Source organism: Lysinibacillus sp. FSL P4-0201 (assembly GCF_038593425.1).
Taxonomy (GTDB): domain Bacteria; phylum Bacillota; class Bacilli; order Bacillales_A; family Planococcaceae; genus Lysinibacillus; species Lysinibacillus capsici.
The window spans coordinates 3,356,152-3,381,022 of sequence record NZ_CP151995.1 but is presented as its reverse complement, the minus strand read 5'-3'; the positions used below and the strand labels follow the sequence as shown (position 1 = coordinate 3,381,022).

Here is a 24,871-nt window from a genome sequence, read left to right as displayed (position 1 = left end):
TCATATACTTAATATCAATATGCATTGATGAGGACATGAATTTTGTGTATCAGCTTTTAGAGAGGGAAGTCATCGGCTGAAAACTTCCTAGTATGGGCACATTATTTACTACCTACTGAGCAGCGAAAGGGATAATCTTTCGCCGGTCCCTAGCCCGTTAGCTAGCCTTGAGCTTCGTCTGACTTTATGTAAGTCGGAAGGAAGAAGGGTGGAACCACGAGCATACGCTTCGTCCCTTTTGTGAGGGACGGAGCTTTTTTTATTTTTCTCAGATTTCATTGAAATAGTGGTGGCTCCGCTCATATAGGGAGATAAGTCGCTCGCGAAAGTGGTAAATTCGCTCATAGAGAGTAAGAAACCGCTCAGAAACATGAAGATGCCGCTCCGATTGAACAGAGAAATGCTTAAAAAAGCAATGACTCCGCTCAAACCAAGCCGTAGAGTCACACAAACATTGCTCCAGCCAATCATCAAGCATTATGTATTTATCAAAAACAAAGGAGTGCAAAGGATATGTCAGAAATGATTAAATTAACTTTCCCAGATGGCGCTGTAAAGGAATTTGCAAAAGGCACATCAACTGATGACGTAGCATTATCTATTAGCCCTGGCTTACGGAAAAAAGCGTATGCAGGTAAAATTAATGGTGTGTTAGTGGATTTAAAAACACCAATTGAAGAGGATGCAACAATTGCAATCATTACACAAGATGATGAGGCAGCACTTGAAATTTTACGTCACTCAACTGCCCATTTAACAGCGCAAGCTATTAAACGTCTATTCCCAGATGTAAAGCTTGGGATTGGTCCGGTAATTGAAGGTGGTTTCTACTATGATATCGACTCACCAACACCAATCACTGCTGAAGATCTACCAGCCATTGAAAAAGAAATGAAGAAAATTATTGCTGAAAACCTTGAGGTAGAACGCAAAAATGTAAGCCGTGCAGAAGCACAAGCCCTTTATGAAGAAATTGGCGATGAGTATAAATTAGAATTACTTGAAGCCATTCCTGCTGATGAGCAAGTATCTATTTATTATCAAGGCGAGTTTTTTGATCTTTGCCGTGGTATCCACGTACCATCTACAGGTAAACTTCGTGAATTCAAGCTGTTATCATTAGCGGGTGCTTACTGGAGAGGGAACTCTGATAACAAAATGTTACAACGTATTTATGGTACAGCGTTCTTCAAAAAAGAGGAATTAAAACACCACCTTCAAATGCTAGAAGAAGCAAAAGAACGTGATCACCGTAAAATCGGAAAAGAATTAGAACTGTTTACAACTTCCCAAAAAGTTGGCCAAGGTTTACCACTTTGGTTACCAAATGGTGCAACAATTCGTCGTGTTATTGAACGTTATATTGTCGATAAAGAATTATCACTTGGCTATAAGCACGTTTATACACCAGTATTAGGTTCTAAAGAGCTTTATCAAACTTCTGGTCACTGGGATCATTATCAAGATTCAATTTTCCCACCAATGGAAATGGATAATGAAACATTAATTATGCGTCCAATGAACTGTCCTCACCATATGATGGTGTACAAAAACAGCATGCATTCATATCGTAACCTACCATTGCGTATTGCAGAGCTTGGCACAATGCACCGTTACGAAATGTCAGGGGCTGTTTCAGGCTTACAACGTGTTCGTGGGATGACATTAAATGATGCCCATATTTTTGTTCGCCCAGATCAAATTAAAGCGGAATTCCAAAAAGTAGTACAGTTAATTTTAGAGGTTTATAAAGATTTCGACCTTAATGATTACTCATTCCGTTTATCTTATCGCGACCCAGCAGATACTGAGAAATACTTCGATGATGATGCAATGTGGGAAAAAGCACAAAGTATGCTAAAAGAAGCAATGGATGAACTTGGCTTAGACTACTTTGAAGCGGAAGGTGAGGCTGCATTCTATGGTCCTAAACTTGACGTTCAAGTAAAAACAGCGATTGGTAAAGAAGAGACTTTATCTACAGTTCAATTAGACTTCTTATTACCAGAACGCTTCGACCTAACTTATGTTGGGGAAGATGGTAAGCCTCATCGTCCAGTTGTTATCCACCGTGGTGTTGTATCAACAATGGAACGTTTTGTTGCCTTCTTAATTGAAGAATACAAAGGAGCATTCCCAACTTGGTTAGCACCAGTACAAGTTGAAGTTATTCCAGTATCGAATGAAGCTCACTTCGACTATGCAAAGCAAATTGAAGAGCAACTTACAGCGGCTGGTTTACGTGTGGAAATGGATGATCGTGAAGAGAAATTAGGCTATAAAATCCGTGAGGCACAAATGAAAAAGATTCCTTATATGCTTGTTATCGGGGATAAAGAGGTTGAGGCAAATGGCGTAAATGTTCGACGTTATGGCTCGAAAGATTCCGAAACAATTAGCTTTGAGGATTTCCTAGCAGCTATAAAAACAGAAATTACAAAATAAGCTTTAACTAGAAGCCCTTGCTTGCCAAAGTGAGGGTTTCTGTATAAAATAAATCTTGCATTTGTATAGAATAGCTTCATTTTGGTTATGTTAGCACTGATAAGAAAATAAATATTTGACAGCTTATCATATACATGCTAATATAATTAAGGTTAATGAATACAAAGTTTGTGGTTGAAGTAGAGGCTGCCCGCTTCTCACCTGATACAACGCTTTAAAGGCTGTGAACAGGTATGACACGTTGAATTGTTTTGCGTAGACTTGCGCATGCACATATAGCGGGCGGACATCTTCAAAAATGTCCGTCCTTTTTTTATGGACATGACGAGAGGATGTACCGTTCAACCGGGCAAGGCTTTGCCCAAACCATGTATTCGCGACAACTACTTGGAGGTGGATTACTATTAGCAAAGACATGTATGTAAACGAAGGCATTCGCGCACGTGAACTTCGATTAATCGATCACAATGGTGACCAGCTTGGTGTAAAGACACGTAATGAAGCGCTAGAAATCGCCGCTCGTGTAAACTTGGATCTTGTCCTTGTGGCCCCTCAAGCCAAGCCGCCAGTCGCTCGTATCATGGACTATGGTAAATTTAAGTTTGAACAGCAAAAGAAAGACCGTGAAATTCGTAAAAATCAAAAGGTCATCGTAATGAAAGAGGTTCGTTTGAGCCCAACAATCGATGAGCATGATTTCCAAACGAAGTTACGTAATGCGATTAAATTCCTTGAAAAAGGCGATAAAGTAAAATGTAGCCTACGTTTCAAAGGTCGTGCGATCACACATAAAGAGATTGGTCAACGTGTGTTAGATCGTTTTGCTGAAGCTTGTGCTGAAGTATCAACGGTAGAACAAAAACCGAAGATGGAAGGCCGAAGCATGTTCTTAGTTCTTCAACCAAAGAACGAGAAATAATATTAGACGAACAGTTTAGGAGGAATTCGACATGCCAAAAATGAAAACTCACCGTGGAGCTGCGAAACGTTTCAAAAAAACGGGTTCAGGTAAATTAAAATACGACCGTGCTTATGGAAGCCACTTATTCGCAAACAAATCTACGAAACAAAAACGTCACCTACGTAAAGCGAACATCGTATCATCTGGTGACTTCAAACGCATCAAATCTTTACTTGTTTACATGAAATAATTGACTACAAAAAAATACTAACATTCATTTTTTAATGAAAAGCAGGAGGTAATTCATATGCCACGCGTAAAAGGCGGAACAGTGACGCGCAAACGTCGTAAAAAAGTATTGAAATTAGCTAAAGGTTACTATGGTTCAAAACATACATTATACAAAGTTGCTAACCAAGCAGTAATGAAATCAGGTCAATATGCATACCGTGACCGTCGTCAGAAAAAACGTGATTTCCGTAAATTATGGATCACTCGTATCAACGCAGCTGCTCGTATGAACGGTCTTTCTTATAGCCGTTTAATGCACGGTTTAAAAGTTGCAGGTATCGAAGTTAACCGTAAAATGTTAGCTGACCTTGCAGTAACTGATGCTACAGCATTCACTCAATTAGCAGACGCTGCTAAAAAAGCAGTAGCTAAATAATAGCTGACAACATTCACTATTATTTCTGCACCGAAAGCGTAGCGACAGGTGCAAAATATCATAAGTGCAATAAAAAGACTGATGGGTTTTTCCATCAGTCTTTTTTGTGTTAGATTAATAGTATCACGGTTTTAAAGGAGTAAGAAATGGGACAAGCATTATTAGCTTATATGAGCATTGTATCAATTGTATTGCTCATATTAATGGGGATGGATAAATCACGCGCAAAGAATCATGAATGGCGTATAGCAGAGCGTACATTATTTACACTAGCCATAGCAGGAGGGGCAGCTGGAGGTGTATTGGGTATGTATTTATTCCGCCACAAAACACGTCATAATCGTTTTGCATTTGGTTTTCCCCTACTTGCAGCCATACAAATTTTTATCATTGTGCAGCTTTGGACATAAATGAGAATAATTAAAACACATCCTCATGATGAGGATGTGTTTCGCATAAGCTGTTCAATGGGCTGCTTCCAATTGATTTTGGCGCTTGGATAGTTCAATAATATTTCTTGCTGCAAATATTCAAAGTCGCTTTTGCTGAAGCCTTGTAATGTGGCAGCATCACGCGCACCGACGAAAATGGTTACAACCTCAAATGCATCCTCTGTTGTGCCTAGGTATTTTTCACCTTCAAAAAGAGCACCTTTATAGGAAATAAAGAAATTTTTTCGGACATTTTTAACGTCATCATAGAAATAATACTGGCCTTTTTCATAGGCTTCATCAAGTTTGCGTTTAGGATCGGTTATATAACGAATCGCTTTGTAAAATACATAGATAATAAGCGCTATTACAGCAAGTCGAATTAGTAACGGCAACATGTTTAAATTTCCCCCTTGAAGAAAGGTTATTCTTTCCTATACGATTAGAAGGGTCAAATAGTTTCACTTTTTATAAAAAATTTTTTAGAAATTTAGGAGAAAAAAATGAATTTACAACAATTGTTTACCATGCAAAAAGAGCTTGATGATTTTATCGAGCAAACACAAAATATTCAACAAGATGTGTTTCAGGAAAAGGGCTTAGCCTTACTAGTGGAACTAGCTGAGCTTGCTAATGAAACACGTTGCTTTAAATTTTGGAGCACAAAGGGACCATCAGCACGTGAAGTCATTTTAGAAGAATATGTAGATTCGATTCATTTTATCTTATCTCTTGGCTTATTAAAGGGTTATACATCGATTGAAATGTGGCCTTTCGTAGAAGAAATCAAAGATTTAACAGCTACTTTTTTAGAAACACAAAGTGTTATTTTAGCATTTATTCATCAACCTACAGAGGAGCGTTATTTAGCTATTTGGCAATACTATGGATTACTAGCGTATAATCTCGGTTTTACATTTGAGGATGTAGTTGGTGCTTATCTTGAAAAAAATCAAGAAAATTATCATCGGCAGCGTTCAGGTTATTAAATTAAGAAATACACCAATTTTCAGACGATTAAGCTAGGAATATTTCGGTAAACGAAGTATAATAAAATAGATACAAGAAGTAGGAGGCAAAAGGATGACACAACTAGATCCAACATTACAAATGTTTAAAGATTTAACAGATGCGAATGGTATCGCAGGTAATGAACGTGCACCGCGTGAGGTCATGAAAAAATACATTGCACCATATGCAGATACTGTAGAAACAGATAACTTAGGTAGTGTCATTGCTAAAAAAGTTGGCGATGAAAACGGTCCTAAAATTGTTGTAGCAGGACATTTAGATGAAGTAGGCTTCATGGTTACACAAATTGATGACAAAGGCTTTATCAAATTCCAAACAGTGGGTGGCTGGTGGAGCCAAGTTATGCTTGCACAGCGTGTAACGATTACTACACGTAAGGGCGATGAAGTGATTGGGGTTATTGGTTCAAAGCCACCTCATATTTTACCTGCGGATGTACGTAATAAGGTAGTAGACATTAAAGATATGTTTATTGATATTGGTGCAGCTTCTAAAGATGAAGTACTTGAGTGGGGCGTACGTCCTGGCGATATGGTAACACCGTACTTTGAATTTAATGTAATGAAAAATGATAAGTATCTATTAGCTAAAGCTTGGGATAACCGTATCGGCTGTGCAATCGCGATTGATGTTATGAAAGCGTTACAAAATGAAAAGCACCCTAATATTCTTTATTCTGTAGGGAATGTACAAGAAGAAGTTGGACTTCGCGGTGCAAAAACTGCTACACATAAAATCCAACCAGATATTGGATTTGCAGTGGACGTAGGTGTAGCAGGAGATACTCCTGGAGTTACAGCAAAAGAATCAACGAGTAAGATGGGTGCAGGCCCTCAAATCGTTGTGTATGATGCATCTATGGTTTCACATCGTGGCTTACGTGAATTCGTATTAGATGTAGCAGATGAGCACAATATTCCATATCAATTTGAAGCGATGGCTGGCGGTGGTACAGATGCTGGCTCCATCCACGTAACAGCAAATGGTGTACCAGCACTATCAATCGGTATTGCAACACGCTATATTCATTCACATGCAGGTATCCTACATCGTGATGATTATGATAATGCCGTTAAATTAATGGTAGAAGTCATTAAAAAATTAGACCGTGATGCAGTCAATAAAATTACTTTTGACTGATACTGCTAAATAGATATAGCATGATTTTGCCTTCTAACAAAATGTTAGGAGGCTTTTTTACTCATTCCAAGACAATTAGACTTGCTAATATGAATAGTAATTATAAACACAAGTCCCATTCTTCTTAGTGAGTAAGACTCTTATAGAAATCAAAATATAGAGAAGTATTAATTTGTAGGTTAATGGAAAATATCTGCAAGTAAATTGATTGTTGCTGTGCTGAGCAACAGCCCATGTTAAGTTAGCTTATGACAAGAATCATTGCTAGCTTCTAGAAGCGTTTAACAAGCATAGAACTATTAAGAATGAGTAAAGGTTGACAGGTTTCAAGCTATGTATAGGAGCTACAAGTAGTTCTTGTGAAGAATAGGGTATTCCCGTTTATACCATTTCAAGAAACACCCCATTTTCGCTATAAAGAATTTTGCAAGAGCTGTAGAATATTTTTCCCCATTTCAAGAGGGTTTGTTGCTAGTATAGAGGATCGATAATTGGATAGAATCACGACACCTGTTTGCTGTTTTTTATTAAATCCTAGATAACTAGAGAAGCCTTTCGTTGATCCGTTATGCCAAATAATATCGTCTTCAAGTACCCATCCTAATCCGATGCTTACATCTTTTGAAATAGTATGAGTAGCTTGATGTGTTAATAGATAGCCTGAATTTTGATTGCCAATGTGTATTTTTAAAAATTTTAATAAATCATCAACAGTGGATCGTATAGCGCCAGCTGCCATAAATTCATTCATTTCAAGTGGGGGCTTGTTATGTCCCCGAACAGAATATCCCTTCAATACGGTATTTTCTTTAGAGGGGGGGATAGAAATAAAGGTATTCGTTAAATTTAAAGGTTCTACGATTCTACGAGTAATGGCTGTTTCAAAGTCAGTGTGAAGTTCATTTGCTAATAAATATCCTAAAAGGCCCATTCCTACATTAGAATATCTAAACTTAACTTTAGGCTCCTGGGTATGGGTTTTAAAATACTGTATTGCCTCATTCAATGAGTAGGGACAAAAGGGGTCACGAGGTGTTTGGCTATCAAAAAGATTATAGATGTTCTTCAGTACACCAATTCCCGGTAGACCAGATGTGTGATTTGCCAAATGCCTCAAAGTTACAGGGTGATTATCGGGAATTTCAGAAAAGTATTTGGCGATAGAATCTTCTATCTTCACGATTCCTTCTTGAATCATTTCCCCAAACATGGATGTTGTTAAAACTTTAGAGATTGACCCAATTTCATAGACATAGGGTTTTTTATCATATGTGACATTTGAGCCGTTGAATATAAAAGCAGCATCTAGATTACGACAAATAACACCAATGGATAGGATTACGTTCGGACGAGTCTTTACGTAAGGATAAGCAATTTTAAAAATATCCTTTTTTAAATTATTTAAATCCACAAATATTCCTCCTTTTCAATCTCTAATTTTTTTGATCGCTAGAGACGATAGCATGGAGTTTCGTGTATATTTCTTTTAATTGCAGTAAATCCTCTTTAGAGAGCTGTGAATAGTATTTATTGATAATGGCTAGTTCAATTTCTTCCTGTTTTTGAAAATAATAAAAGCCCCGCGTATCTAACTCGATGATGATCTCTCTACGGTCCTTTTTATTTATGGTTCTTTTTATAAAGCTCTCCTGTTCTAATCTTCCTACTAATTGACTTACAGCACTAGCAGATGTCCCCATCAACTTTGCTAATTCGAAGGTTTGCAAAGGACCATGTGTTTGAAGAAGACTTAAAAATAGTGCCTGCTTTGTAGTTAATGTTTCATCTAATAGGGTGGAGAATTCTTCTGTTAGCATCACATTTGTTTCATATTCTACTTGGTTCAGCTCTTTGACCAGCTGTATCAGCTCTTTTTCCACTTTTTTCACCGCCTCAATAGTTAATGCATATTAATTATAAATATATATAAACTATAATGCAATTATTTAAGAATATGAATGTTTAGTAAAAAAAGAAAAAATGTATAAATATTCGCTTTGACGAATTTTAGACACATTTAATAACAAATGAATAATAATTAAGATTAATTATAAAAATTCAGTTGATTTTATATTTATGCATGTTATACTAATTTCAACAGCAACGATATAAGGAGTGAAGGCTATGAAATTACTCGAAGAAGTACAGTTAAAGTTAGTGTCTAGTTTAAAGGGAAAAGATCTACTAACTTTGCTAGACTATACAAGTCAAGAGGTTCAGGATCTTATTGAATTAGCAACACAGCTTAAGATGATTACAAAAGAGGGGAAATGTCCAAGATTACTAGAAGGTAAAACGCTTGGCATGATTTTCGAAAAACATTCAACTCGTACACGTATTTCATTTGAAGTTGGTATGAATCAATTAGGTGGAAAAAGCATGTTTATGCATGCGCGTGATTTGCAAATTGGTCGTGGTGAATCAATTTACGATACAGCGCATGTATTATCTGGCTATTTAGATGGCATTATGATTCGCGCAAACTCTCACAAAATGGTCAAAGAGCTTGCAGAGCATGCAGCAATCCCTGTCATCAATGGATTAACGGATATTTATCATCCTTGCCAGGCATTAGCTGATTTAGAGACGATTGCAGAAAATAAAGGCATGTTAAAAGGACTTAAAATTGCCTATGTAGGTGATGGCAACAATGTAGCACACTCACTCGTAGTAGCTTCAGCACACGTTGGCATGAATGTAGCTGTTGCGACACCTGTAGGGTATGAATGTGATGGGGAAGTCATCGCTAAAGCACAGGCCATTGCGGCAGCAAATGGCAGTACGATTATGATCACGAATGATCCTGTTGAAGCAGTATTAAATGCAGATGTCGTCTATGCTGATGTTTGGACATCTATGGGTCAAGAGGAAGAAACAGCAAAACGTTTACAAGATTTTGCTGGCTATCAAATTAATGATGAGCTAGTAGCCTATGCAAAACCAAATTATATGTTCTTACATTGCTTACCAGCACATCGTGAGGAAGAGGTTGCGACTTCAGTTATTGACGGACCTAATTCTTACATCTTTGAGCAAGCCGAAAATAGATTGCATGCTCAAAAAGCTGTATTAGCATCGATTTTAGCTTAAATTGAGACATATGCTTTCTCGAGTTGAGAAGTACGATAGATAGAGTTTACATGGACAACAGAGGGTGTTCATGTGAATAACATAAAAGTGGTAGGCAGACAGAGGGATGTTCACCACGTGCGATGTTTGTTGTCAAGATGGATGGCTACATCGCTACATAGTAAAGTAACCTGGGAGACGCTGGGTTACTTTTTTTCTTTGTCAAAAATATAAAACATAGTTTTCTTATAAGTTATAGAGAATATAAGGAATTATTTATATAATAGGTTAAATAAGTAATGAAGGAGTGAACTCCTCGTGAATATAGACCATATCGAGGCATTTTTATATGTTGTCCATTACAAAAGTATCCATAAAGCAGCCAATGCATTATTTCTTTCACAGCCGACTGTAACTGCACGTATTAAATCATTAGAACGAGAGCTAGGTGTTGAGTTATTTTACCGAGATGGAAGGAGTGTTAGCGTATCAGAGAAAGGGAAAGATTTTTTACCATTTGCCACGCAAATTGTGCAAACATTTCAGCAAGGAAAGAAGCAATTAGAAGAAACGCAGGAGACCGATGAGGTATGTATTGGTGCAAACGGTGTAACAGCCCAGTATTTTTTAGCCTATGCATTGCCTAAATGGAAAGAGCAATTTCCTTATTTGCGTTTTCAATTATTTACAGGTTCCACAACAAATATTTTAGAAAAGCTACAAAGCCATCAAATTCATCTAGGCTTTATTCAATATGTGCATGGGGATGACATTGAGAACGAGCTTTTATTGAACAATACAGTGAAACTTGTCAAACACCGTGATCACCCATTACAACTAAATGAACTTATTCAAGCAAAAGAATTAGCTCAACAGAAAATGGTGTTTTTTGAATGTGGCGCGTTTGATTGGAATTATGTGCATAAAATGTTCGAGGTAGAGGGAGTTGCAGCCAATATTGAGGTACGAACAGATCATTTAGAAGTTGCCAAAGAGTTTATTCGGACAAAAGACTATCTAAGCTTTTTACCACATCTATGCATTAAAAATGAACTGGAAAGCGGTGAATTTGTGGAGATAGACGTTAAGCATTTGCTGGATATGAATCAACATATATTTTTAACCTATAAAGAGAAAGAGACGTTGCCATCAGCCTTTTGGCAGACAATTTGTGAAACAGCTAAGCATTTTGAAAGCATAGGAGACACGTATTGATAAAAAATTTTATCACCACATAAAATTTTTTCTATTACTGTACCTATTGCATATCGTCTAAAGGAACGGTAATATCATTCTCAATCCAACAAAACATACTTAACCACTATGTTTAGTAAAATAAAGATTGAGGAGGAATTGACATGGCTAGACAGGATAAAATTCGATTTGGAGCAATTATTCATGGGGTAGGAGGAAATATTTCTGGTTGGCGTCATCCAAAGGTGGCGAGCAATCAAAGTGTAAGCTTACCTTTCTATATTCAGCAGGCTCAGAAAGCAGAGCAGGGAAAATTTGATGTAGCATTTATTGCGGATGGTTTATTTATTAACGAAAAATCCATCCCTCATTTTTTAAATCGATTTGAACCTATTACAATCTTATCGGCTTTAGCAGTAGCGACGAAAAACATTGGGTTAGTTGGAACAGTCTCAACTTCCTATAGCGAACCATTTACAGTTGCACGCCAATTCGCTTCATTAGATCATATTAGTGCTGGGCGTGCTGGATGGAATGTTGTAACAACACCATTAGAAAGTACTGCTTTGAACTATAACAAAACAATCGACCAACATCCTAGCCATTCAGAACGCTATCAAATTGCGGAAGAATACTTAGAGGTTGTCAAAGGCTTATGGGACTCGTGGGATGATGATGCGTTTATTGCAGATGTCAACAAAGATCAATTTTTTGATCCAGAAAAATTACACATATTACATCATAAAGGGCGATATTTTTCAGTCCAAGGACCACTCAATATTGGTCGAACAAAGCAAGGCCAGCCTGTTATTTTCCAGGCTGGGTCGTCTGATGCAGGCATTCGATTAGCTGCAAAAGATGCAGATGCCATTTTCACACATGGGGCATCTATTGAAGAGGCACAGAAATTTTACTCGAGAGTAAAAAAAGAGGTGGCAACATTTGGACGAAATCCCGAAGAAGTAAAGATTTTTCCAGGTATATCACCAATTATTGGCGATACGGTGGAGGAAGCAGAGGCGAAATATCAAGAAATTGTTGAGTTAGTTTCCATAGACCGTGCTCTTGCTTATCTTGGACGTTACTTCGACCATCATGATTTTACCCAATACGATGTGGATGCACCGTTTCCTGATCTAGGGGATATTGGAGCCAATAGCTTTAGAAGCACAACCGATTATATTAAACGTTATGCTAAGCAGGAGGGTCTGACATTACGTCAAGTCGCTTTACGCGAGGCGACACCAAAAACAGCCTTTTTTGGGACAGCTGAGCAAGTAGCAGATCTTGTACAAGAATGGTTTGAAAAGGAAGCAGCAGATGGTTTTATTATTGGCGTGACAGTACCTGGTGCTCTTGAAGATTTTGTTGATAAAGTAGTGCCAATTTTACAAGCAAGAGGGCTATATCGTAAAGATTATGAGGCAGATACTTTGCGTGGGAATTTAGGTTTACCATTCAAGGAAAGTCGCTATGTTAAACAGTCTGTCTAAAAACCTAGTAAATTTATTTGAATAAAAGAAATTAGGAGGGGTTGTATGAGTTATACATTAGGCATATTAGATCAAAGCCCTATTATTGAAGGAGCAAGCAATGAACAAACATTACAAAAAACGGTGGCTTTAGCACAACGAGCTGAGCAGTTAGGCTATACACGTTTTTGGGTATCGGAGCATCATCATACAGAGTCATTAGCAGGTTCTTCTCCAGAAGTATTGGTTTCTTATTTACTTGCCAAAACCAAATCCATTCAAATTGGATCAGGTGGGGTTATGCTACAGCATTATAGCCCCTATAAAGTAGCGGAAAATTTCCATGTTCTAGCATCATTGGAGCCAGGACGTGTAGACTTAGGAATCGGTAAAGCCCCTGGTGGCTTGCCACTTTCCACGAAGGCTCTACAATATGGCACACTCAATCAAGGGGAAGATTTTGAAGAGAGACTAATATTTTTACAGCAATTAATTGAGCAATCCATACCAAAAGAGCACGAATTATATGGCATACAAGCAACGCCGATTCCAAAGGCAAAGCCGACATTATTTTTACTTGGCGCTAGCCCTGAAAGTGCTGCTCTTGCAGGAAAACTCGGCATTGCATTTGTCTTTGCTCGATTTATTAATAGTGATAATGATGTTTTGGCGCAAGCGGCTACAATCTATCGCAGTCATCATCCAAACGGTACTTTTGCAATTTCCATTGCTGCACTTGCTGCTCCAAGTAAAGAGGAAGCGAAAAAGCTAATAGGAGATCAAAAAATTACAAAAGTGCATTTAGCAAGTGGCAGAAGCCTGACGCTACAATCAGTAGAGCTAGCAGAGAAATTTGGTCAGGAATCTGGAGAGGAATACACGGTGGAGCAGTATGAGGCTGATATTTTATACGGTACAGCAGAAGACATTAGAGCCAATTTAGATGACTACCATGTACGATTCCAAATTGATGAATTTATTTTGCATACGCCCATCTTGAAGGAATTTGAACGTCAACGTTCGTTTGAGCTTTTAAGTCCTGTCCATTTGCAGTTACAGCAAAAGGTGAAGGTAATCTAAGGGAGGTCATGATATGACAAAAAGTTTAGATATAATCATTTGGTCGAAGCAAGGTTGTATTTATTGCGAGGAAATAAAAGCATATCTACAAGAACGACATATTTCCTACAAAACAGTTGATGTCACGTCTAATGATAATTTTAGAGACATCCTTGATATAAAGTATGGTGTTCGACATGTACCCGTTGTAGAAATTGGTTCAAGTGAAACAGGTATCTATAGAGCCGTAACAGCAATTGGTTTAGAGCATCTACAGAAGGCACTTGCTGTGAATCTACCCTCATATGCATAACAGAAGGAGAGAGGAATCTTATGAAAAAAATATCATTTTATTTGCTACTTGTGCTAGCAGCGCTATTAACTGCGTGTGCAAACTCAGAAAAAACAGTTGGTGACGCAAGTGCTCAAAAAACAGCACAGAGTGGCAAGGATGTTCAAAAAATTATAGTTGGTACGGGAACTCAGTTTCCAAACATCTGTTTTTTAGATGACAAGGGAAATTTAACTGGTTATGATGTAGAGCTTGTTCGTGCAATTGATGAGAAGCTACCAGAATATGAGTTTGAATTTAAAACAATGGAATTCTCCAATTTATTACTAAGTTTAGAAACAAGAAAAATAGATTTTATTGCCCATCAAATGGAAGTTAATAGTGAGCGTGAAGAGAAGTTTTTATTTAATAAAGAGCCGTATAATGTTTTCCCATTAAAGGTGACAGTCAACGAGAAAAATAATGCAATTCAATCCATTGAGGATTTAAAAGGGAAAAATGTGAGTGTTTCACCAACAAGTAATTCTGCTGTTTTTATTGAAAAGTATAATAAAGAGCATAATTTAGGAGCAAATATCGTTTATTCTTCTGGCTCTGTAGATGTTAATAATCAACTTGCAACGGGACGAATTGATGCCATTATTACCACACCGTTTGCTGTTCGATACTATAACGAAAGCAATGAGGCACAGCAAAAGGTTGTAGGTGATGCATTATTAAATTCAAAGGTCTACTTTTTACTCAATAAAGATGAAGTGAAGTTACAGGAGCGCTTAGATGAAGCGATCGTTGAATTAAAGAATGAGGGGGTAGTGAGTGAGCTTAGTAAAAAGTGGTTGGGTGATGATTATACAGTAGACTTCTAATGAACAGGAAAGGAAGATGGCAGTATGGAAAATAACTTTGATGTCGTGCTAATTGCGAGAGTACTTCCAACATTGCTTCAGTATTTACCCATAACTTTCGAGATTCTAGTATTCTCCATACTTTTTGGTATGATGCTTGGGATTGTGCTAGCCATACCAAAGCTACTTCACATACCGATTTTGAAGCAAATTATTACAATCTATATATCCTTTATTCGTGGTACACCCATTTTAGTGCAGTTGTTCTTAGTATTTTACGGTATACCCGCATTGTTAAAGCTCATTCATATTGATGTGACACGAATGGATGCAATGTATTTTGTTATTATTACGTACACATTCAGCAATGCGGCAGCCTTTGCCGAAATATTTCGTGCAGCAATTTTAACCGTTGATCGGGGTCAAATGGAGGCGGCCTATTCAGTAGGCTTAAGTGGATCACAGGCTTTTATGCGAATTGTTTTTCCACAGGCAATACGTGTTGCTTTTCCAAATATAGCAAATACAATGATTAGTTCATTAAAAGATACATCGTTAGCATTCTCCATCGGTGTAATGGATATGGTGGGGAGGGGAGAAACCTTGATTGCTTCTACGACACGAGCGTTTGAAATCTATGTAGCTTTGTCAATTGTTTACTATGTCATCGTGATAATCCTTGAAAAAGTATTTAAATTTAATGAACGCTATTTTAATCGCTATATGCCAAAGGAGCTTGCTTCACAATAGGGGGAATATGCTATGACCATTGATATCGCTTTTATAGTAGAAGCATTACGAGAAATTAGTAAAGTAATACCGTTAACCTTATTCATGACTATTACACCTGTTTTATTAGGAATCGTTATTGGCATAATTGTAGCTTTCGTGCGCATTCAACAGATAAAAATAGTCTCATCTGTACTTAATTTTTATGTTTCATTTTTCAGAGGAACACCTATCATTATGCATATCATGCTCGTTTATTTTGGCTTGCCAATGCTAGTTGATAGTGTAGCTAATTTGCTTCATTTAAAGATACAATCAAATTCTATTCCTATTTTATTTTTTGTCATACTAGCCTTAACACTTAGTGCAGGGGCTTATGCCTCAGAAATTATTCGTTCAGGGATATTAGCTGTACCTAAAGGACAATTAGAAGCAGCATATGCGATTGGATTAACATTTCCTCAAGCGATGCGACGTTATATTTTACCACAAGCATTTGGGCAATCTATTCCCAACTTGACGAATGTTTTTATTGGTTTTTTACATGCTACATCATTAGCATTTTTCCTATCCATTAAAGAATTGACCGGTGTGGCAAATATTATTGCTTCCATGAACTTAAAGTTTTTAGAGTCATTTATTGCTGTTGGTCTTATTTATTGGGTAATTTCAATCATAGTAGAATGGGTTTCACACCGTATTGAAATAAGAGTAACAGCCTATAGTAAAGGCGGTTTTTCATCATAGAAAGGGGAAATTAGAATGACAGTAGCAGACATTGTGATTGAACATTTACAAAAGGAAGATTATGCAAGCTATCTTGAAGTTTTAGTTGAGAGCTATGCGCAATATGAAAAGGACTATGAAGACCCAGAGCGCTGGCAATCATACTTAAGTGATATCCGTGCTTCGGTTGGTAATCCGAATGCAGAGACAATTCTTATTGCAAAACGCGGAGATGACATATTAGGTGGATTACAACTATTTACAGATGCAGGGAAAGCGTATGGTTTGCCGGAGCTAAATATTCAATCGACGATTGTGCGCTTATTAGGTGTGCATCCAAAAGGAAGAGGACAAGGGGTTGCTAAGAAATTATTAAATGAAAGTTTTGCCTTTGCTAGAAAGAGACAGGATCAGGCACTTTATTTACACTCAGGTGATATGATGCAGGCTGCCATAAATCTTTACTTATCATTAGGTTTTGTGCGAGATGAGTCGAAGGAATTTTACAAGGGAGATATATTAGTCAAGAGCTTCCGTTATGATTTATAATGATAAACCCGCTGATGCTCTAGTCAATCAGCGGGTTTTAATGTTAATTATAGTGTGAAAATCTTTCCTGGATTCATAATGTTAAGTGGATCAAGCGCTGCTTTTATGCTTTTCATGACGACTAAAGAGGTACCATGCTCAGTGGCTTGGTATTTCATTTTGCCAATGCCAACACCATGCTCGCCCGTACATGTGCCACCTCGAAGTAATGCATATTGCACGATTTGTTCATTGAAGCGATCCGCTTTTGCCTGTTCCTCGGCGTCATTTGGATTTAACATTAAAAGTGCATGGAAATTTCCATCGCCCACGTGGCCCACAAGCCCACCTGCGAGTCCAACATGATCAAGCTGTTCTCGTGCATATAAAATGGTTTCAGCAAGCACAGAGATTGGTACACAGACATCCGTTGACATGAGCTTCTTACCAGGATAAGCATGAATATATGCATAGGCTAAAGAATGTCGTGCTTCCCAAAGCTTATTACGAGCAGCATTATCTTGCTCGAATTCGACGGATAGACAGCTGTAGTCCTCAAAAATTTCTGTAGCAAATGCGATGTCCGCATGCATACCCGCTTCGTTTCCGTGGAATTCTAAAAACAATGTTGGTTTTTCGCTAAAGGATGTATCGTTATAGACATTGGCCTGCTTCATAGAGGATTCATCGACCAATTCCACTCGACCAATTGAAATACCAGCCTGTAATAAGGCGGTAACAGCACTAACAGCATCTCCAACTGTGTCAAAAACAGCTCGCCCCGCTGTCACAAATTCAGGTATACCATACACTTTTAACGTTAACTCCGTAAAGCAGCCAAGTGTTCCTTCAGAGCCGACAAATAGACCATTTAAATGGTAACCAGAAGAGGATTTCGCGGCTAAATTACCTGTATGGATGACAGAGCCATCTGCAAGGACAACCTCTAAATCACGAACCTGATCACGCATAACACCGTAACGCACAGCAGTCGTACCACTAGCATTCGTCGCAGCCATGCCACCTAGTGTTGCATCTGCACCTGGATCCACTGTGAATTGTAGACCGTGTTTTTTTAACTCCTTATTCAGTTGAGAGCGTGTGACGCCAGGCTGAACTTTTACAAGAAGGTCGTCAGGTCGAACTTCTAAAATCTTATTCATTTCAGAGAAATCAATAGAAATACCATGTGCAATAGGAATCGCGTTTCCTTCTAAGCTGGAGCCAACACCGAATGGTACAACTGGTACACGTTGTGCATGTGCAATTTTTAAGATGGAACTGACATCAGCTGTGGAACGGGGAAAGACAACGATATCAGGTAATCTCATCATATGATGAGATTCATCCTTTCCATGTAGCTGTCGTACCGTTTCGTTTGTTGACACTTGTTCTTCTAATAAAACCTGTTTGAGTTGATTGACAAGTAATTCTACTGCAACAGTCATTCCAATCCCTCCAAAATTTTCTGATAAGTAAAACTTTATCACGCATTTATTGGAAATGGAATGCACAGTTCATTAAAAATCAGTTAGCAAATACTTTTTCTAGTTTTTGAACAAATTCATCTTGTTCTGATGGACTGGATTGCTTCCACCATTTTTCAAAAAACACCCCAAGCCCTGGTAGTAAATGCTCTTCTCCGCGATTAATAGCATCTTCCACAATGTCTTTGAATTCTGCGGCAGATTGACCATGTACATTCGCTGTAATTGCATCTCTTATTTGAAAATTCATCTATATCGCCTCCTTAGTAGTAATTTGTCCAACTATCGTTTAAATATGTATGAAATACCAAAGAAAATAGATAATTTTTGCAATAACTTTGGAGGAATTATGACTAAATATGCCAGGCATTTTATTCTTTCTGCGCGCTGAAATGTTGAAAATGGGCATTAGCTCTCAAGCAACATGACAGTCTAAGATTGTGTTACCTAGGAATATTGAACTGTGCACAGTTGACAGGAAGAGTGGTATGTCTATTCGCAACAATCACAAGCTTTCATTAACACAATCTTTTGAAGAAATTTTAGAGGCTGTGCAACCAATGATTACAGCCATTTTTACGCAGCTTCATATTTACAAGGATTTTGATTACTATCGTCATATTGCTTCTATTGCGGTATGGAGGGCATGGCTAAAAGCAGATCCAGCAAAGGGACAATTTTCTGCTTATCTTTATTCCTCGATAAAAGGTGAGATTCTAAATGAATTATCAAAGGAAAAAAACTATTCTGAGCGAATAACGGTTGTTGATGGTGAAACACTCAATTTTATTCTTAGTGATATGGAGGGATGGGACAATCAAAAAAATCCTAGCTTACTTGAAATTAAGTTGTCTCAGCTTAAGCAGATAGAAAGAGAAATATTACTACTTTATTATGTAGAAGGTTACAGTGATCAAGAAATAGCTAATGCATTAGGCTTATCCGCTGTTGCTATTAAAAAAAGAAGAGGTAGAATCATCCAGAGATTGAAACATCAACTTTTCAAGGTGGAATAAAGAACTAAAAATATCAAAAGTATGCTAATATTGAAATAAAATGAATATTAGCATACTTCACATAGGTGCATACAAATTCCGATAAAAGTGTTATGATTTGTAAGAAGTCAAAGAAATATACAATTCAAATTTAAATAATCGATATAGATAGATAAAATTACCTAGTGAATGTTTATATAGTAGTATGGAGGGTTTGGAGTGGAGAGATGGTTTAATCAGATAGAGAAAAAAGAAATTTGGTACATGGTATTACCCTTATTACTTGTCATACCATTACTGAGCTTTAGCAATCAAATATATGGTGTTTTCCAAGGTAACATGTATCAAGATATAAAATTGGTGATACAAATATTAATCATTGTTTTTACAATGGCAATTGCGATCCAATCCTATTTAGTATTTTCACACTTATTATCCAATCAAACTTTATACATAGGAAACATGTTTTTCATTATTGCCTTATTAGAATTAGTTAGCTTGTTTTTTAGCCAATCGAGAGAATGGAACTTTATGAACGAGCCCCTACATATATTAATACGTTTATACTTAGCCATTGGATTTATACTTATTATTTTAAACCCTAAAAAGCGATTAACCATGAATCATCGGATACTGACATATGGTTGTTCGATGCTTTTCGTTCTAGGAAGCGTTTTTCTGGCTTATTATTCGCCCAAAGTATTGCCTAAAAATTGGTTAGATACGATTGATAATATGGTACACTTAATTGCTATTATTCTTCAAATTTTAACCATTGCTATTGTTAGTACATATGTAAAAAAATTACCGAAGCGTTCCATGTGGCTAATTAGCGCAGCTATATCCCTTATTGTGAGTGATGTCTTCTTTATTGTTAGTCAAGATCAAAATGCAATATGGGATTTCTCAGCACTGATTTATCAGTTTTTAGCATTCTATTTTTTCCTAAAGGCGATTTACTATACATCTGTGGAAAAACCCTTTCAGCAGCTGTTGAAAATAAAAAAGGATCTTGAACAATCTCAACAGGAGCTTCGATTTCAAGCTTATCATGATGACATTACATTGTTGCCAAATGAGCATTTTTTACTAAAGACGTTAAAAGAAAATTTACATGAACATAAAGCGCAAAAGGCTATCATTGCCATAGAAATTGATCGCTTTGCGGCGATTCGTTCGTCCATTGGGATTAGTAACTCTAATAAAATGATGAAGCTTGTTGCAGAGCGAATTCAATCGATTGTACCTCCACATTATTTTGCAACTAAACTGCGTGAAGGACAATTTGTTATTTATATTGACCATGTAAAGACGATTGAGGAACTACTACAATTTTGCTTAAATCTTAAAAGTGCCATGACAGATCCTTTACAGGTCCAATTATTTTCATTGAATGGCAGTCTAAATATTGGGATTGCTCTCTATGAGGAGCAATGGACTGGTGAAGAGCTATTAATGCATGCACAGTTAGCGATGCGAGAAGCTAGACAAATACCTCAAAGATTTCTTTTTTATAAACCATACATGTCTAAAGGTATTGCAGATCGAATATTGTTAGAGCAAGACTTACATAATGCGTTAGCCAATAATGAATTTTATTTAGACTATCAACCACAGGTCAACTTAAAAACAGGCACCATTGAATCGGTCGAAGCTTTGGTTCGTTGGCGTCATCCAACTCGGGGCTTTGTTCCACCTGATATCTTTATTCCTATTGCTGAAGAATGTGGCCTTATTATCCCACTAGGTAAATGGATTTTAGAAACCGCATGCACTCAAGCGAAAATATGGGAGAAACAAGGCTTACCTCCGATGAAAGTGGCAGTGAATTTATCACTTGGCCAGTTATTTCAACAGGATTTAGTAGAAATGGTACAAGATATTTTACATCGTACCAATTTAGATCCGTCATTTTTACAATTAGAAATTACAGAAAGTATGACGATGAATATTGATCAAATGACACAGCTATTACATGAGTTAAAGGCATTAGGCATCCAAATTGCTGTAGATGATTTTGGAACAGGTTATTCCTCTCTATCTTATTTAAAGGAATTCCCAATTGATTGTTTAAAAATTGACCGAACATTTGTGAGAAACGTGCCACATAATCCGAATGATGAAGCACTTGTTTCCATGATTATTTCGATGGCTAAACATTTACGTTTGAAGGTTGTGGCAGAGGGCATTGAAGAAGTGGAGCAATTATCTTTTCTAATAGATGGTGGCTGTGATTATATTCAGGGCTATCTATTCAGTAAGCCAATATCCCCACAGCAAATTACGGAAACCTATAAAGATTTACATCATCGTGTGGAGGAAGTATTAACACAACTTCAATATATTGAAGATTATAGTATTTAAAAAAAGAACCTGCTTATTGCTATTGAGTAAGCAGGTTCTTGCTGTTTAGTGAACGAGATATTCTTCTTTTAATTCGGATATAGCTACTTCAGATCGCTCTTCTAAAGAACGGCGTAGGTGAACTGTCGCTGTTTTTTCATCATCGTGGAGCTGATCGATCCAGATGGAAACACCATTATAGCTCACTTCAAATTCTAAAGGTGAGGCGACAATTTCTTGTGCACGTTGAAAATCCAACTGAAGCCCCCCTTATTTTTTCTGCTTATTCTTATTTTGCGTGACTGTGTTAATTAGCTCCATAAACTCTTGAGAAAATTCCTCACTCACCTTGTTTGGTGCAATCTTTTGGTTTTTTGGCGTTTGAGGTAATGAGCCTTTATTATTGCTTTGACCTTGTTTATTGTCTCTTCCCATGTGAGTTGCTCCTTTCCTGTTGATATAAATTAATATGGCTTTGAAATGAACTTTTTATCCCGTCAGCACAGATCGCACTTCACAAGGAAAAATTCGCATAGCTCTTTGTTTATTGCGAACAATAATGAGTATTAAGATTTTTTAACAGAAAAATTATCGTTTAATAAAACCCAATTTTGAGGAAACGGGAATCCTAATGCCCAATAACTAATGCCACGTAAGTTGTAATGTTTAGTCATGTCAAATTTGGCTTGTGCACTTCTCGCATCTTCAAACCATACCTCGTGCTGCCTTCCTTGCTCATCAACATATCGATAAAAAGGAGATTGGGCCGTTGGATCATATTGGATTGTTGCCCCGTACTTGATGGCCCTATTGAGCGCTTCCTGCGGGCTAAACGTTTCGGCTTCTTGGCCTTTGACATGAGGTAAGAGCCAATCACGCGCATACAACTCAAAACCCAATAAGATTTTATCAGCTGGTATTTCAGTTAAAGCATACTCCACGACTCTTCGCATTTCATTAATCGGGGAAATAGCTTGTGGAGGGCCAAAACGATAGCCCCATTCATATGTCATTAATACAACAAAATCTGCTATTCTCCCATGTGCTTCGTAATCATGCGCTTCATATAATGTCCCAGTTTGTGAAGCACTTGTTTTAGGTGCGAGCGCTGTTGAAACTAAATAACCTTTTGGATGAAGGGTATCCACAGCCAATTGAATAAAGGCATTGAAATTTTCGCGATCAGCAGGTAAAACATTTTCAAAATCAATATTTAATACTTGATAACCTTTATCTTGCATTACCTGTAATACATTATTCATGACCTTTTTACTTAACTCTGGACTGGACAAGACGACATGTGCTAAATTAGAGCCTTCTTCTGTAGAAGTAAAATTAGTGAGCGTTAACATAGGGATAATATGTTTAGCCTTTGCTGCCGCTATCATATTTTCATCATTAATGGGTTGTAATGTCCCATCTTCCTTCATCTTATAAGCAAAAGGACTAAAATAAGTTAGTAGATGACCAATAGCATTAATGGAGTCTACAGCTTCATCTGAAGGTTGGTAGGAATAAGCATTGACTTCAATCGTTGGTAATTTTCTTGGAATCATCAATTGTGAACCAACATAAAGCATATTGGGATTGTTTAGTTTATTTTCTATAGCAATGGCTTGAACGGTCGTACCATAGCGCTGTGCTATTTGCCATAAAGTTTCTCCTGGCTGCACGATATGAACAATGGGTGGAATAATTAATTTCGTTCCTGGTGTTAATTGATCGGGATTCGTTAGATGATTTTCTAATATGATAGATTGCAAGGGAACGCTAAATTTCTGTGCGATTGACCATAACGTATCTCCTTTTTGAACGGTATAAATTATATAAGGAGAAGGGATAACCAGTGATTGTCCGATGGCTAATTGATCAGGAGTAGCTAATGCATTTAATTGGCTAATAGATTGAACGGGTACGGCATAACGATTAGCGATTTGCCACAGTGTTTCGCCAGCACTTACCACATGGATAAGCATAGAACACCTCCAACACGTTGTTGTTATTAGTGCATCATATGTTTCAAGTGTGGAAAAGAGTATTTTAGTGTGATTCTAGAAAAAAGCTGAAATTTCAAATTCTTTCTCAATAAGTTGCATAGGATAAGTATCATTGTGAGAAAGGGGCTTGATGTTGAAAAAGGCGAAGCTCACAGGAAGAATCGTCACGCCTGAAGATTCGGATTATGAACAAGCGAGAACGAATAATAATTTAAATAATCCCAAATATCCGAGTGTCATTGTGTTTTGTCAAAAAACGAAAGATGTGGTTAATGCCTTAAAATGGGCTAGAGAAAACAATGAGCCTTTCAGAATTCGAAGCGGTCGTCATAGCTATGAAAATTTTTCTTTAGTAAATAAAGGGCTTGTCATTGATGTAAGTGATATGAATGATATTTCGGTAAATCTCTCAGAAATGACGGCAAGGATTGATGCTGGAGCTAATATGGGAAACGTATACCGTACATTATGGGAGCATGGTGTTACCATTCCTGCTGGTACAGAAAGTAGTGTTGGGTTGGTCGGTTTGACCCTTGGTGGTGGGATTGGGATGCTATCACGACCATTTGGATTAACTTGTGACAATCTTATTGAAATCGAAACGGTGGTAGCTAGTGAACATGAGGGTGCTCAGGTAATTAGAGCGAATAAGCAACAACATCATGATTTGTTTTGGGCAAGTCGTGGTGGAGGAGGAGGCAATTTTGGTATAGTCACTTCTTTGACATTCAAGCTTCATGCGATTAATGAGGTATCACTGTTCTCTATTACATGGGGATGGGATGACTTTGAAGTGGCCTTTGATGCATGGCAAAAATGGGCTCCCTATACAGATAAGCGTCTAACCTCACAGATTGAGCTAAAAACAAAGGAAGTAGGTGAGATAGTCGCACAAGGTGAGTTTATAGGAACAGCAGCTGAATTAAAGAAATTGCTTCGCCCTCTTAGAAAAACAGGCTTGCCAACAAGTATTTGGATAAAGGAAGTGCCATATAGCAAGGCAATAGAATTTTTTGATTTACCAAGCGGTAATCAGCCTGCGTATCGAAAAAGATCAGGGTCATTTTTGGAGAGACCGTTTCCATATAAGGCGATTCAGAGGATGAAAGAATTTTTAGCCCATGCACCTAATTCAAATACAACAATATGGCAACAGTCTTTAAGAGGAGCAGTAGGTGAAATTGCTCCCCAGCATACAGCCTATTACTATCGCAATGCGATAATAGCTCAAGAATATAATACTTCCTGGAAAAAACCGAAAGAGGAAGAACAAAATATTAAGTGGGTAGAAAATTTACGTCAAGCTTTATCACCTTATACGTCTGGTGATTATGTGAATTTTCCAGATCGATATATTAAGGACTGGCATACAGCCTATTACGGACGTAATTTTAGAAGGCTTCGTGAAGTGAAAACAAAATATGATCCGTATAATGTATTTCAATTTCAGCAGAGTATCCCACCTATTAGGAAGTGGTTGTAGCTGGAGAATGGAGCAGGTGAAGCGGCACTCCTGCTC

Annotated in this window: 27 protein-coding genes and 1 other annotated feature; of the genes, 19 read left to right on the top strand and 8 right to left on the bottom strand. The window is 37.4% G+C overall.

Annotation, left to right across the window (positions count from 1 at the left end):
* Nucleotides 1-513 precede the first annotated feature (513 nt).
* The 5 genes from thrS to MKY76_RS16930 all read left to right on the top strand — a co-directional run bounded on the left by thrS (nt 514) and on the right by MKY76_RS16930 (nt 4,423).
* Complete coding sequence (gene thrS / locus MKY76_RS16950; protein WP_048393612.1) at nt 514-2,445, top strand: threonine--tRNA ligase; 1,932 nt, start codon at nt 514-516, stop codon at nt 2,443-2,445.
* Between the two features lie 171 nt (nt 2,446-2,616).
* Nucleotides 2,617-2,765: a sequence feature (ribosomal protein L20 leader region), on the top strand.
* Nucleotides 2,766-2,860: 95 nt separating this feature from the next.
* Nucleotides 2,861-3,364 (top strand): translation initiation factor IF-3, encoded by a 504-nt coding sequence (gene infC / locus MKY76_RS16945; protein WP_016994853.1) that lies wholly within the window; start codon nt 2,861-2,863, stop codon nt 3,362-3,364.
* A 31-nt stretch (nt 3,365-3,395) separates the two neighbouring features.
* Entirely contained in the window at nt 3,396-3,596 is a 201-nt protein-coding gene (rpmI, locus tag MKY76_RS16940) for a 50S ribosomal protein L35 (protein WP_004226312.1), read from the top strand.
* A 57-nt stretch (nt 3,597-3,653) separates the two neighbouring features.
* Nucleotides 3,654-4,013 carry a 50S ribosomal protein L20 gene (gene rplT, locus MKY76_RS16935; RefSeq protein WP_025114500.1) on the top strand — a complete coding sequence of 120 codons (360 nt, stop codon included), beginning with the start codon at nt 3,654-3,656 and terminating at the stop codon, nt 4,011-4,013.
* Between the two features lie 146 nt (nt 4,014-4,159).
* The gene (locus tag MKY76_RS16930) at nt 4,160-4,423 is read left to right on the top strand and encodes a DUF1294 domain-containing protein (protein WP_048393614.1); all 264 of its coding nucleotides are present in this window, start codon (nt 4,160-4,162) and stop codon (nt 4,421-4,423) included.
* A 23-nt stretch (nt 4,424-4,446) separates the two neighbouring features.
* On the opposite strand, the gene MKY76_RS16925 is transcribed toward MKY76_RS16930, so the two are convergent.
* Nucleotides 4,447-4,842 carry a hypothetical protein gene (locus MKY76_RS16925; protein WP_016994855.1) on the bottom strand — a complete coding sequence of 132 codons (396 nt, stop codon included), beginning with the start codon at nt 4,840-4,842 and terminating at the stop codon, nt 4,447-4,449.
* A gap of 105 nt (nt 4,843-4,947) precedes the next feature.
* Between MKY76_RS16925 and MKY76_RS16920 the strand changes: the two genes are divergently transcribed.
* Together MKY76_RS16920 and MKY76_RS16915 are read left to right on the top strand one after the other, a co-directional pair.
* On the top strand, nt 4,948-5,433 hold the full coding sequence (locus MKY76_RS16920) for a dUTP diphosphatase (RefSeq protein WP_342556882.1): 486 nt from the start codon (nt 4,948-4,950) through the stop codon (nt 5,431-5,433).
* 94 nt (nt 5,434-5,527) lie between these two features.
* Nucleotides 5,528-6,616: a M42 family metallopeptidase gene (locus MKY76_RS16915; protein ID WP_016994857.1), complete on the top strand. Its 1,089-nt coding sequence runs from the start codon at nt 5,528-5,530 to the stop codon at nt 6,614-6,616.
* Between the two features lie 412 nt (nt 6,617-7,028).
* On the opposite strand, the gene MKY76_RS16910 is transcribed toward MKY76_RS16915, so the two are convergent.
* Both MKY76_RS16910 and MKY76_RS16905 read right to left on the bottom strand, forming a co-directional pair.
* Complete coding sequence (locus tag MKY76_RS16910) at nt 7,029-8,027, bottom strand: serine hydrolase domain-containing protein (protein WP_342556881.1); 999 nt, start codon at nt 8,025-8,027, stop codon at nt 7,029-7,031.
* Between the two features lie 22 nt (nt 8,028-8,049).
* Nucleotides 8,050-8,496 carry a MarR family transcriptional regulator gene (locus MKY76_RS16905; RefSeq protein ID WP_257960575.1) on the bottom strand — a complete coding sequence of 149 codons (447 nt, stop codon included), beginning with the start codon at nt 8,494-8,496 and terminating at the stop codon, nt 8,050-8,052.
* 244 nt (nt 8,497-8,740) lie between these two features.
* Here MKY76_RS16905 and argF point away from each other — a divergent pair, with 244 nt between their 5' ends.
* From argF to MKY76_RS16860, 9 genes are all read left to right on the top strand, one after another.
* Nucleotides 8,741-9,706: an ornithine carbamoyltransferase gene (gene argF, locus MKY76_RS16900; protein ID WP_048393624.1), complete on the top strand. Its 966-nt coding sequence runs from the start codon at nt 8,741-8,743 to the stop codon at nt 9,704-9,706.
* Between the two features lie 297 nt (nt 9,707-10,003).
* On the top strand, nt 10,004-10,900 hold the full coding sequence (locus tag MKY76_RS16895; protein WP_342556880.1) for a LysR family transcriptional regulator: 897 nt from the start codon (nt 10,004-10,006) through the stop codon (nt 10,898-10,900).
* Nucleotides 10,901-11,043: 143 nt separating this feature from the next.
* On the top strand, nt 11,044-12,372 hold the full coding sequence (locus MKY76_RS16890) for an LLM class flavin-dependent oxidoreductase (protein WP_313870293.1): 1,329 nt from the start codon (nt 11,044-11,046) through the stop codon (nt 12,370-12,372).
* Between the two features lie 45 nt (nt 12,373-12,417).
* A complete protein-coding gene (locus MKY76_RS16885; protein WP_112116317.1) occupies nt 12,418-13,431 on the top strand; it encodes an LLM class flavin-dependent oxidoreductase in 1,014 nt (337 codons plus the stop codon).
* 13 nt (nt 13,432-13,444) lie between these two features.
* The gene (locus tag MKY76_RS16880) at nt 13,445-13,723 is read left to right on the top strand and encodes a glutaredoxin family protein (protein ID WP_342556879.1); all 279 of its coding nucleotides are present in this window, start codon (nt 13,445-13,447) and stop codon (nt 13,721-13,723) included.
* Nucleotides 13,724-13,743: 20 nt separating this feature from the next.
* Nucleotides 13,744-14,568 (top strand): transporter substrate-binding domain-containing protein, encoded by an 825-nt coding sequence (locus tag MKY76_RS16875; protein WP_048393633.1) that lies wholly within the window; start codon nt 13,744-13,746, stop codon nt 14,566-14,568.
* A 24-nt stretch (nt 14,569-14,592) separates the two neighbouring features.
* Complete coding sequence (locus MKY76_RS16870) at nt 14,593-15,297, top strand: amino acid ABC transporter permease (protein ID WP_048393635.1); 705 nt, start codon at nt 14,593-14,595, stop codon at nt 15,295-15,297.
* A 12-nt stretch (nt 15,298-15,309) separates the two neighbouring features.
* Nucleotides 15,310-16,023, top strand: coding sequence for an amino acid ABC transporter permease (locus tag MKY76_RS16865; protein ID WP_048393636.1), 714 nt, complete (start codon nt 15,310-15,312; stop codon nt 16,021-16,023).
* A gap of 15 nt (nt 16,024-16,038) precedes the next feature.
* Nucleotides 16,039-16,551: a GNAT family N-acetyltransferase gene (locus MKY76_RS16860; RefSeq protein ID WP_048393639.1), complete on the top strand. Its 513-nt coding sequence runs from the start codon at nt 16,039-16,041 to the stop codon at nt 16,549-16,551.
* Between the two features lie 47 nt (nt 16,552-16,598).
* On the opposite strand, the gene MKY76_RS16855 is transcribed toward MKY76_RS16860, so the two are convergent.
* Complete coding sequence (locus MKY76_RS16855) at nt 16,599-17,978, bottom strand: FAD-linked oxidase C-terminal domain-containing protein (protein WP_342556878.1); 1,380 nt, start codon at nt 17,976-17,978, stop codon at nt 16,599-16,601.
* A gap of 79 nt (nt 17,979-18,057) precedes the next feature.
* A complete protein-coding gene (gene sspI / locus MKY76_RS16850; RefSeq protein ID WP_004226361.1) occupies nt 18,058-18,267 on the bottom strand; it encodes a small acid-soluble spore protein SspI in 210 nt (69 codons plus the stop codon).
* 238 nt (nt 18,268-18,505) lie between these two features.
* Between sspI and MKY76_RS16845 the strand changes: the two genes are divergently transcribed.
* Both MKY76_RS16845 and MKY76_RS16840 read left to right on the top strand, forming a co-directional pair.
* A complete protein-coding gene (locus tag MKY76_RS16845) occupies nt 18,506-19,033 on the top strand; it encodes a sigma-70 family RNA polymerase sigma factor (RefSeq protein WP_112116309.1) in 528 nt (175 codons plus the stop codon).
* 198 nt (nt 19,034-19,231) lie between these two features.
* The gene (locus MKY76_RS16840) at nt 19,232-21,376 is read left to right on the top strand and encodes an EAL domain-containing protein (RefSeq protein ID WP_328012986.1); all 2,145 of its coding nucleotides are present in this window, start codon (nt 19,232-19,234) and stop codon (nt 21,374-21,376) included.
* Nucleotides 21,377-21,421: 45 nt separating this feature from the next.
* Here the strand turns inward: MKY76_RS16840 and MKY76_RS16835 are convergent, their stop codons facing one another.
* The 3 genes from MKY76_RS16835 to MKY76_RS16825 form a co-directional block, all read right to left on the bottom strand.
* Complete coding sequence (locus tag MKY76_RS16835; protein ID WP_004226369.1) at nt 21,422-21,613, bottom strand: H-type small acid-soluble spore protein; 192 nt, start codon at nt 21,611-21,613, stop codon at nt 21,422-21,424.
* A gap of 12 nt (nt 21,614-21,625) precedes the next feature.
* Nucleotides 21,626-21,790: a YfhD family protein gene (locus tag MKY76_RS16830; RefSeq protein WP_004226371.1), complete on the bottom strand. Its 165-nt coding sequence runs from the start codon at nt 21,788-21,790 to the stop codon at nt 21,626-21,628.
* A gap of 131 nt (nt 21,791-21,921) precedes the next feature.
* Nucleotides 21,922-23,331: a LysM peptidoglycan-binding domain-containing protein gene (locus tag MKY76_RS16825; RefSeq protein ID WP_342556877.1), complete on the bottom strand. Its 1,410-nt coding sequence runs from the start codon at nt 23,329-23,331 to the stop codon at nt 21,922-21,924.
* 154 nt (nt 23,332-23,485) lie between these two features.
* Here MKY76_RS16825 and MKY76_RS16820 point away from each other — a divergent pair, with 154 nt between their 5' ends.
* Nucleotides 23,486-24,835, top strand: a complete 1,350-nt coding sequence (locus MKY76_RS16820) for an FAD-binding oxidoreductase (protein ID WP_342557916.1) — start codon at nt 23,486-23,488, stop codon at nt 24,833-24,835.
* Nucleotides 24,836-24,871: the final 36 nt, after the last annotated feature.

Excerpts from the sequence above, each read along its gene's own strand:
- thrS (WP_048393612.1), top strand. The coding sequence starts at position 514 with ATGTCAGAAATGATTAAATTAACTTTCCCAGATGGCGCTGTAAAGGAA.
- infC (WP_016994853.1), top strand. The coding sequence starts at position 2,861 with ATGTATGTAAACGAAGGCATTCGCGCACGTGAACTTCGATTAATCGAT.
- rpmI (WP_004226312.1), top strand. The coding sequence starts at position 3,396 with ATGCCAAAAATGAAAACTCACCGTGGAGCTGCGAAACGTTTCAAAAAA.
- rplT (WP_025114500.1), top strand. The coding sequence starts at position 3,654 with ATGCCACGCGTAAAAGGCGGAACAGTGACGCGCAAACGTCGTAAAAAA.
- MKY76_RS16930 (WP_048393614.1), top strand. The coding sequence starts at position 4,160 with ATGGGACAAGCATTATTAGCTTATATGAGCATTGTATCAATTGTATTG.
- MKY76_RS16925 (WP_016994855.1), bottom strand. The coding sequence starts at position 4,842 with ATGTTGCCGTTACTAATTCGACTTGCTGTAATAGCGCTTATTATCTAT.
- MKY76_RS16920 (WP_342556882.1), top strand. The coding sequence starts at position 4,948 with ATGAATTTACAACAATTGTTTACCATGCAAAAAGAGCTTGATGATTTT.
- MKY76_RS16915 (WP_016994857.1), top strand. The coding sequence starts at position 5,528 with ATGACACAACTAGATCCAACATTACAAATGTTTAAAGATTTAACAGAT.
- argF (WP_048393624.1), top strand. The coding sequence starts at position 8,741 with ATGAAATTACTCGAAGAAGTACAGTTAAAGTTAGTGTCTAGTTTAAAG.
- MKY76_RS16890 (WP_313870293.1), top strand. The coding sequence starts at position 11,044 with ATGGCTAGACAGGATAAAATTCGATTTGGAGCAATTATTCATGGGGTA.
- MKY76_RS16885 (WP_112116317.1), top strand. The coding sequence starts at position 12,418 with ATGAGTTATACATTAGGCATATTAGATCAAAGCCCTATTATTGAAGGA.
- MKY76_RS16880 (WP_342556879.1), top strand. The coding sequence starts at position 13,445 with ATGACAAAAAGTTTAGATATAATCATTTGGTCGAAGCAAGGTTGTATT.
- MKY76_RS16875 (WP_048393633.1), top strand. The coding sequence starts at position 13,744 with ATGAAAAAAATATCATTTTATTTGCTACTTGTGCTAGCAGCGCTATTA.
- MKY76_RS16870 (WP_048393635.1), top strand. The coding sequence starts at position 14,593 with ATGGAAAATAACTTTGATGTCGTGCTAATTGCGAGAGTACTTCCAACA.
- MKY76_RS16865 (WP_048393636.1), top strand. The coding sequence starts at position 15,310 with ATGACCATTGATATCGCTTTTATAGTAGAAGCATTACGAGAAATTAGT.
- MKY76_RS16860 (WP_048393639.1), top strand. The coding sequence starts at position 16,039 with ATGACAGTAGCAGACATTGTGATTGAACATTTACAAAAGGAAGATTAT.
- MKY76_RS16855 (WP_342556878.1), bottom strand. The coding sequence starts at position 17,978 with ATGACTGTTGCAGTAGAATTACTTGTCAATCAACTCAAACAGGTTTTA.
- sspI (WP_004226361.1), bottom strand. The coding sequence starts at position 18,267 with ATGAATTTTCAAATAAGAGATGCAATTACAGCGAATGTACATGGTCAA.
- MKY76_RS16845 (WP_112116309.1), top strand. The coding sequence starts at position 18,506 with ATGTCTATTCGCAACAATCACAAGCTTTCATTAACACAATCTTTTGAA.
- MKY76_RS16830 (WP_004226371.1), bottom strand. The coding sequence starts at position 21,790 with ATGGGAAGAGACAATAAACAAGGTCAAAGCAATAATAAAGGCTCATTA.
- MKY76_RS16825 (WP_342556877.1), bottom strand. The coding sequence starts at position 23,331 with ATGCTTATCCATGTGGTAAGTGCTGGCGAAACACTGTGGCAAATCGCT.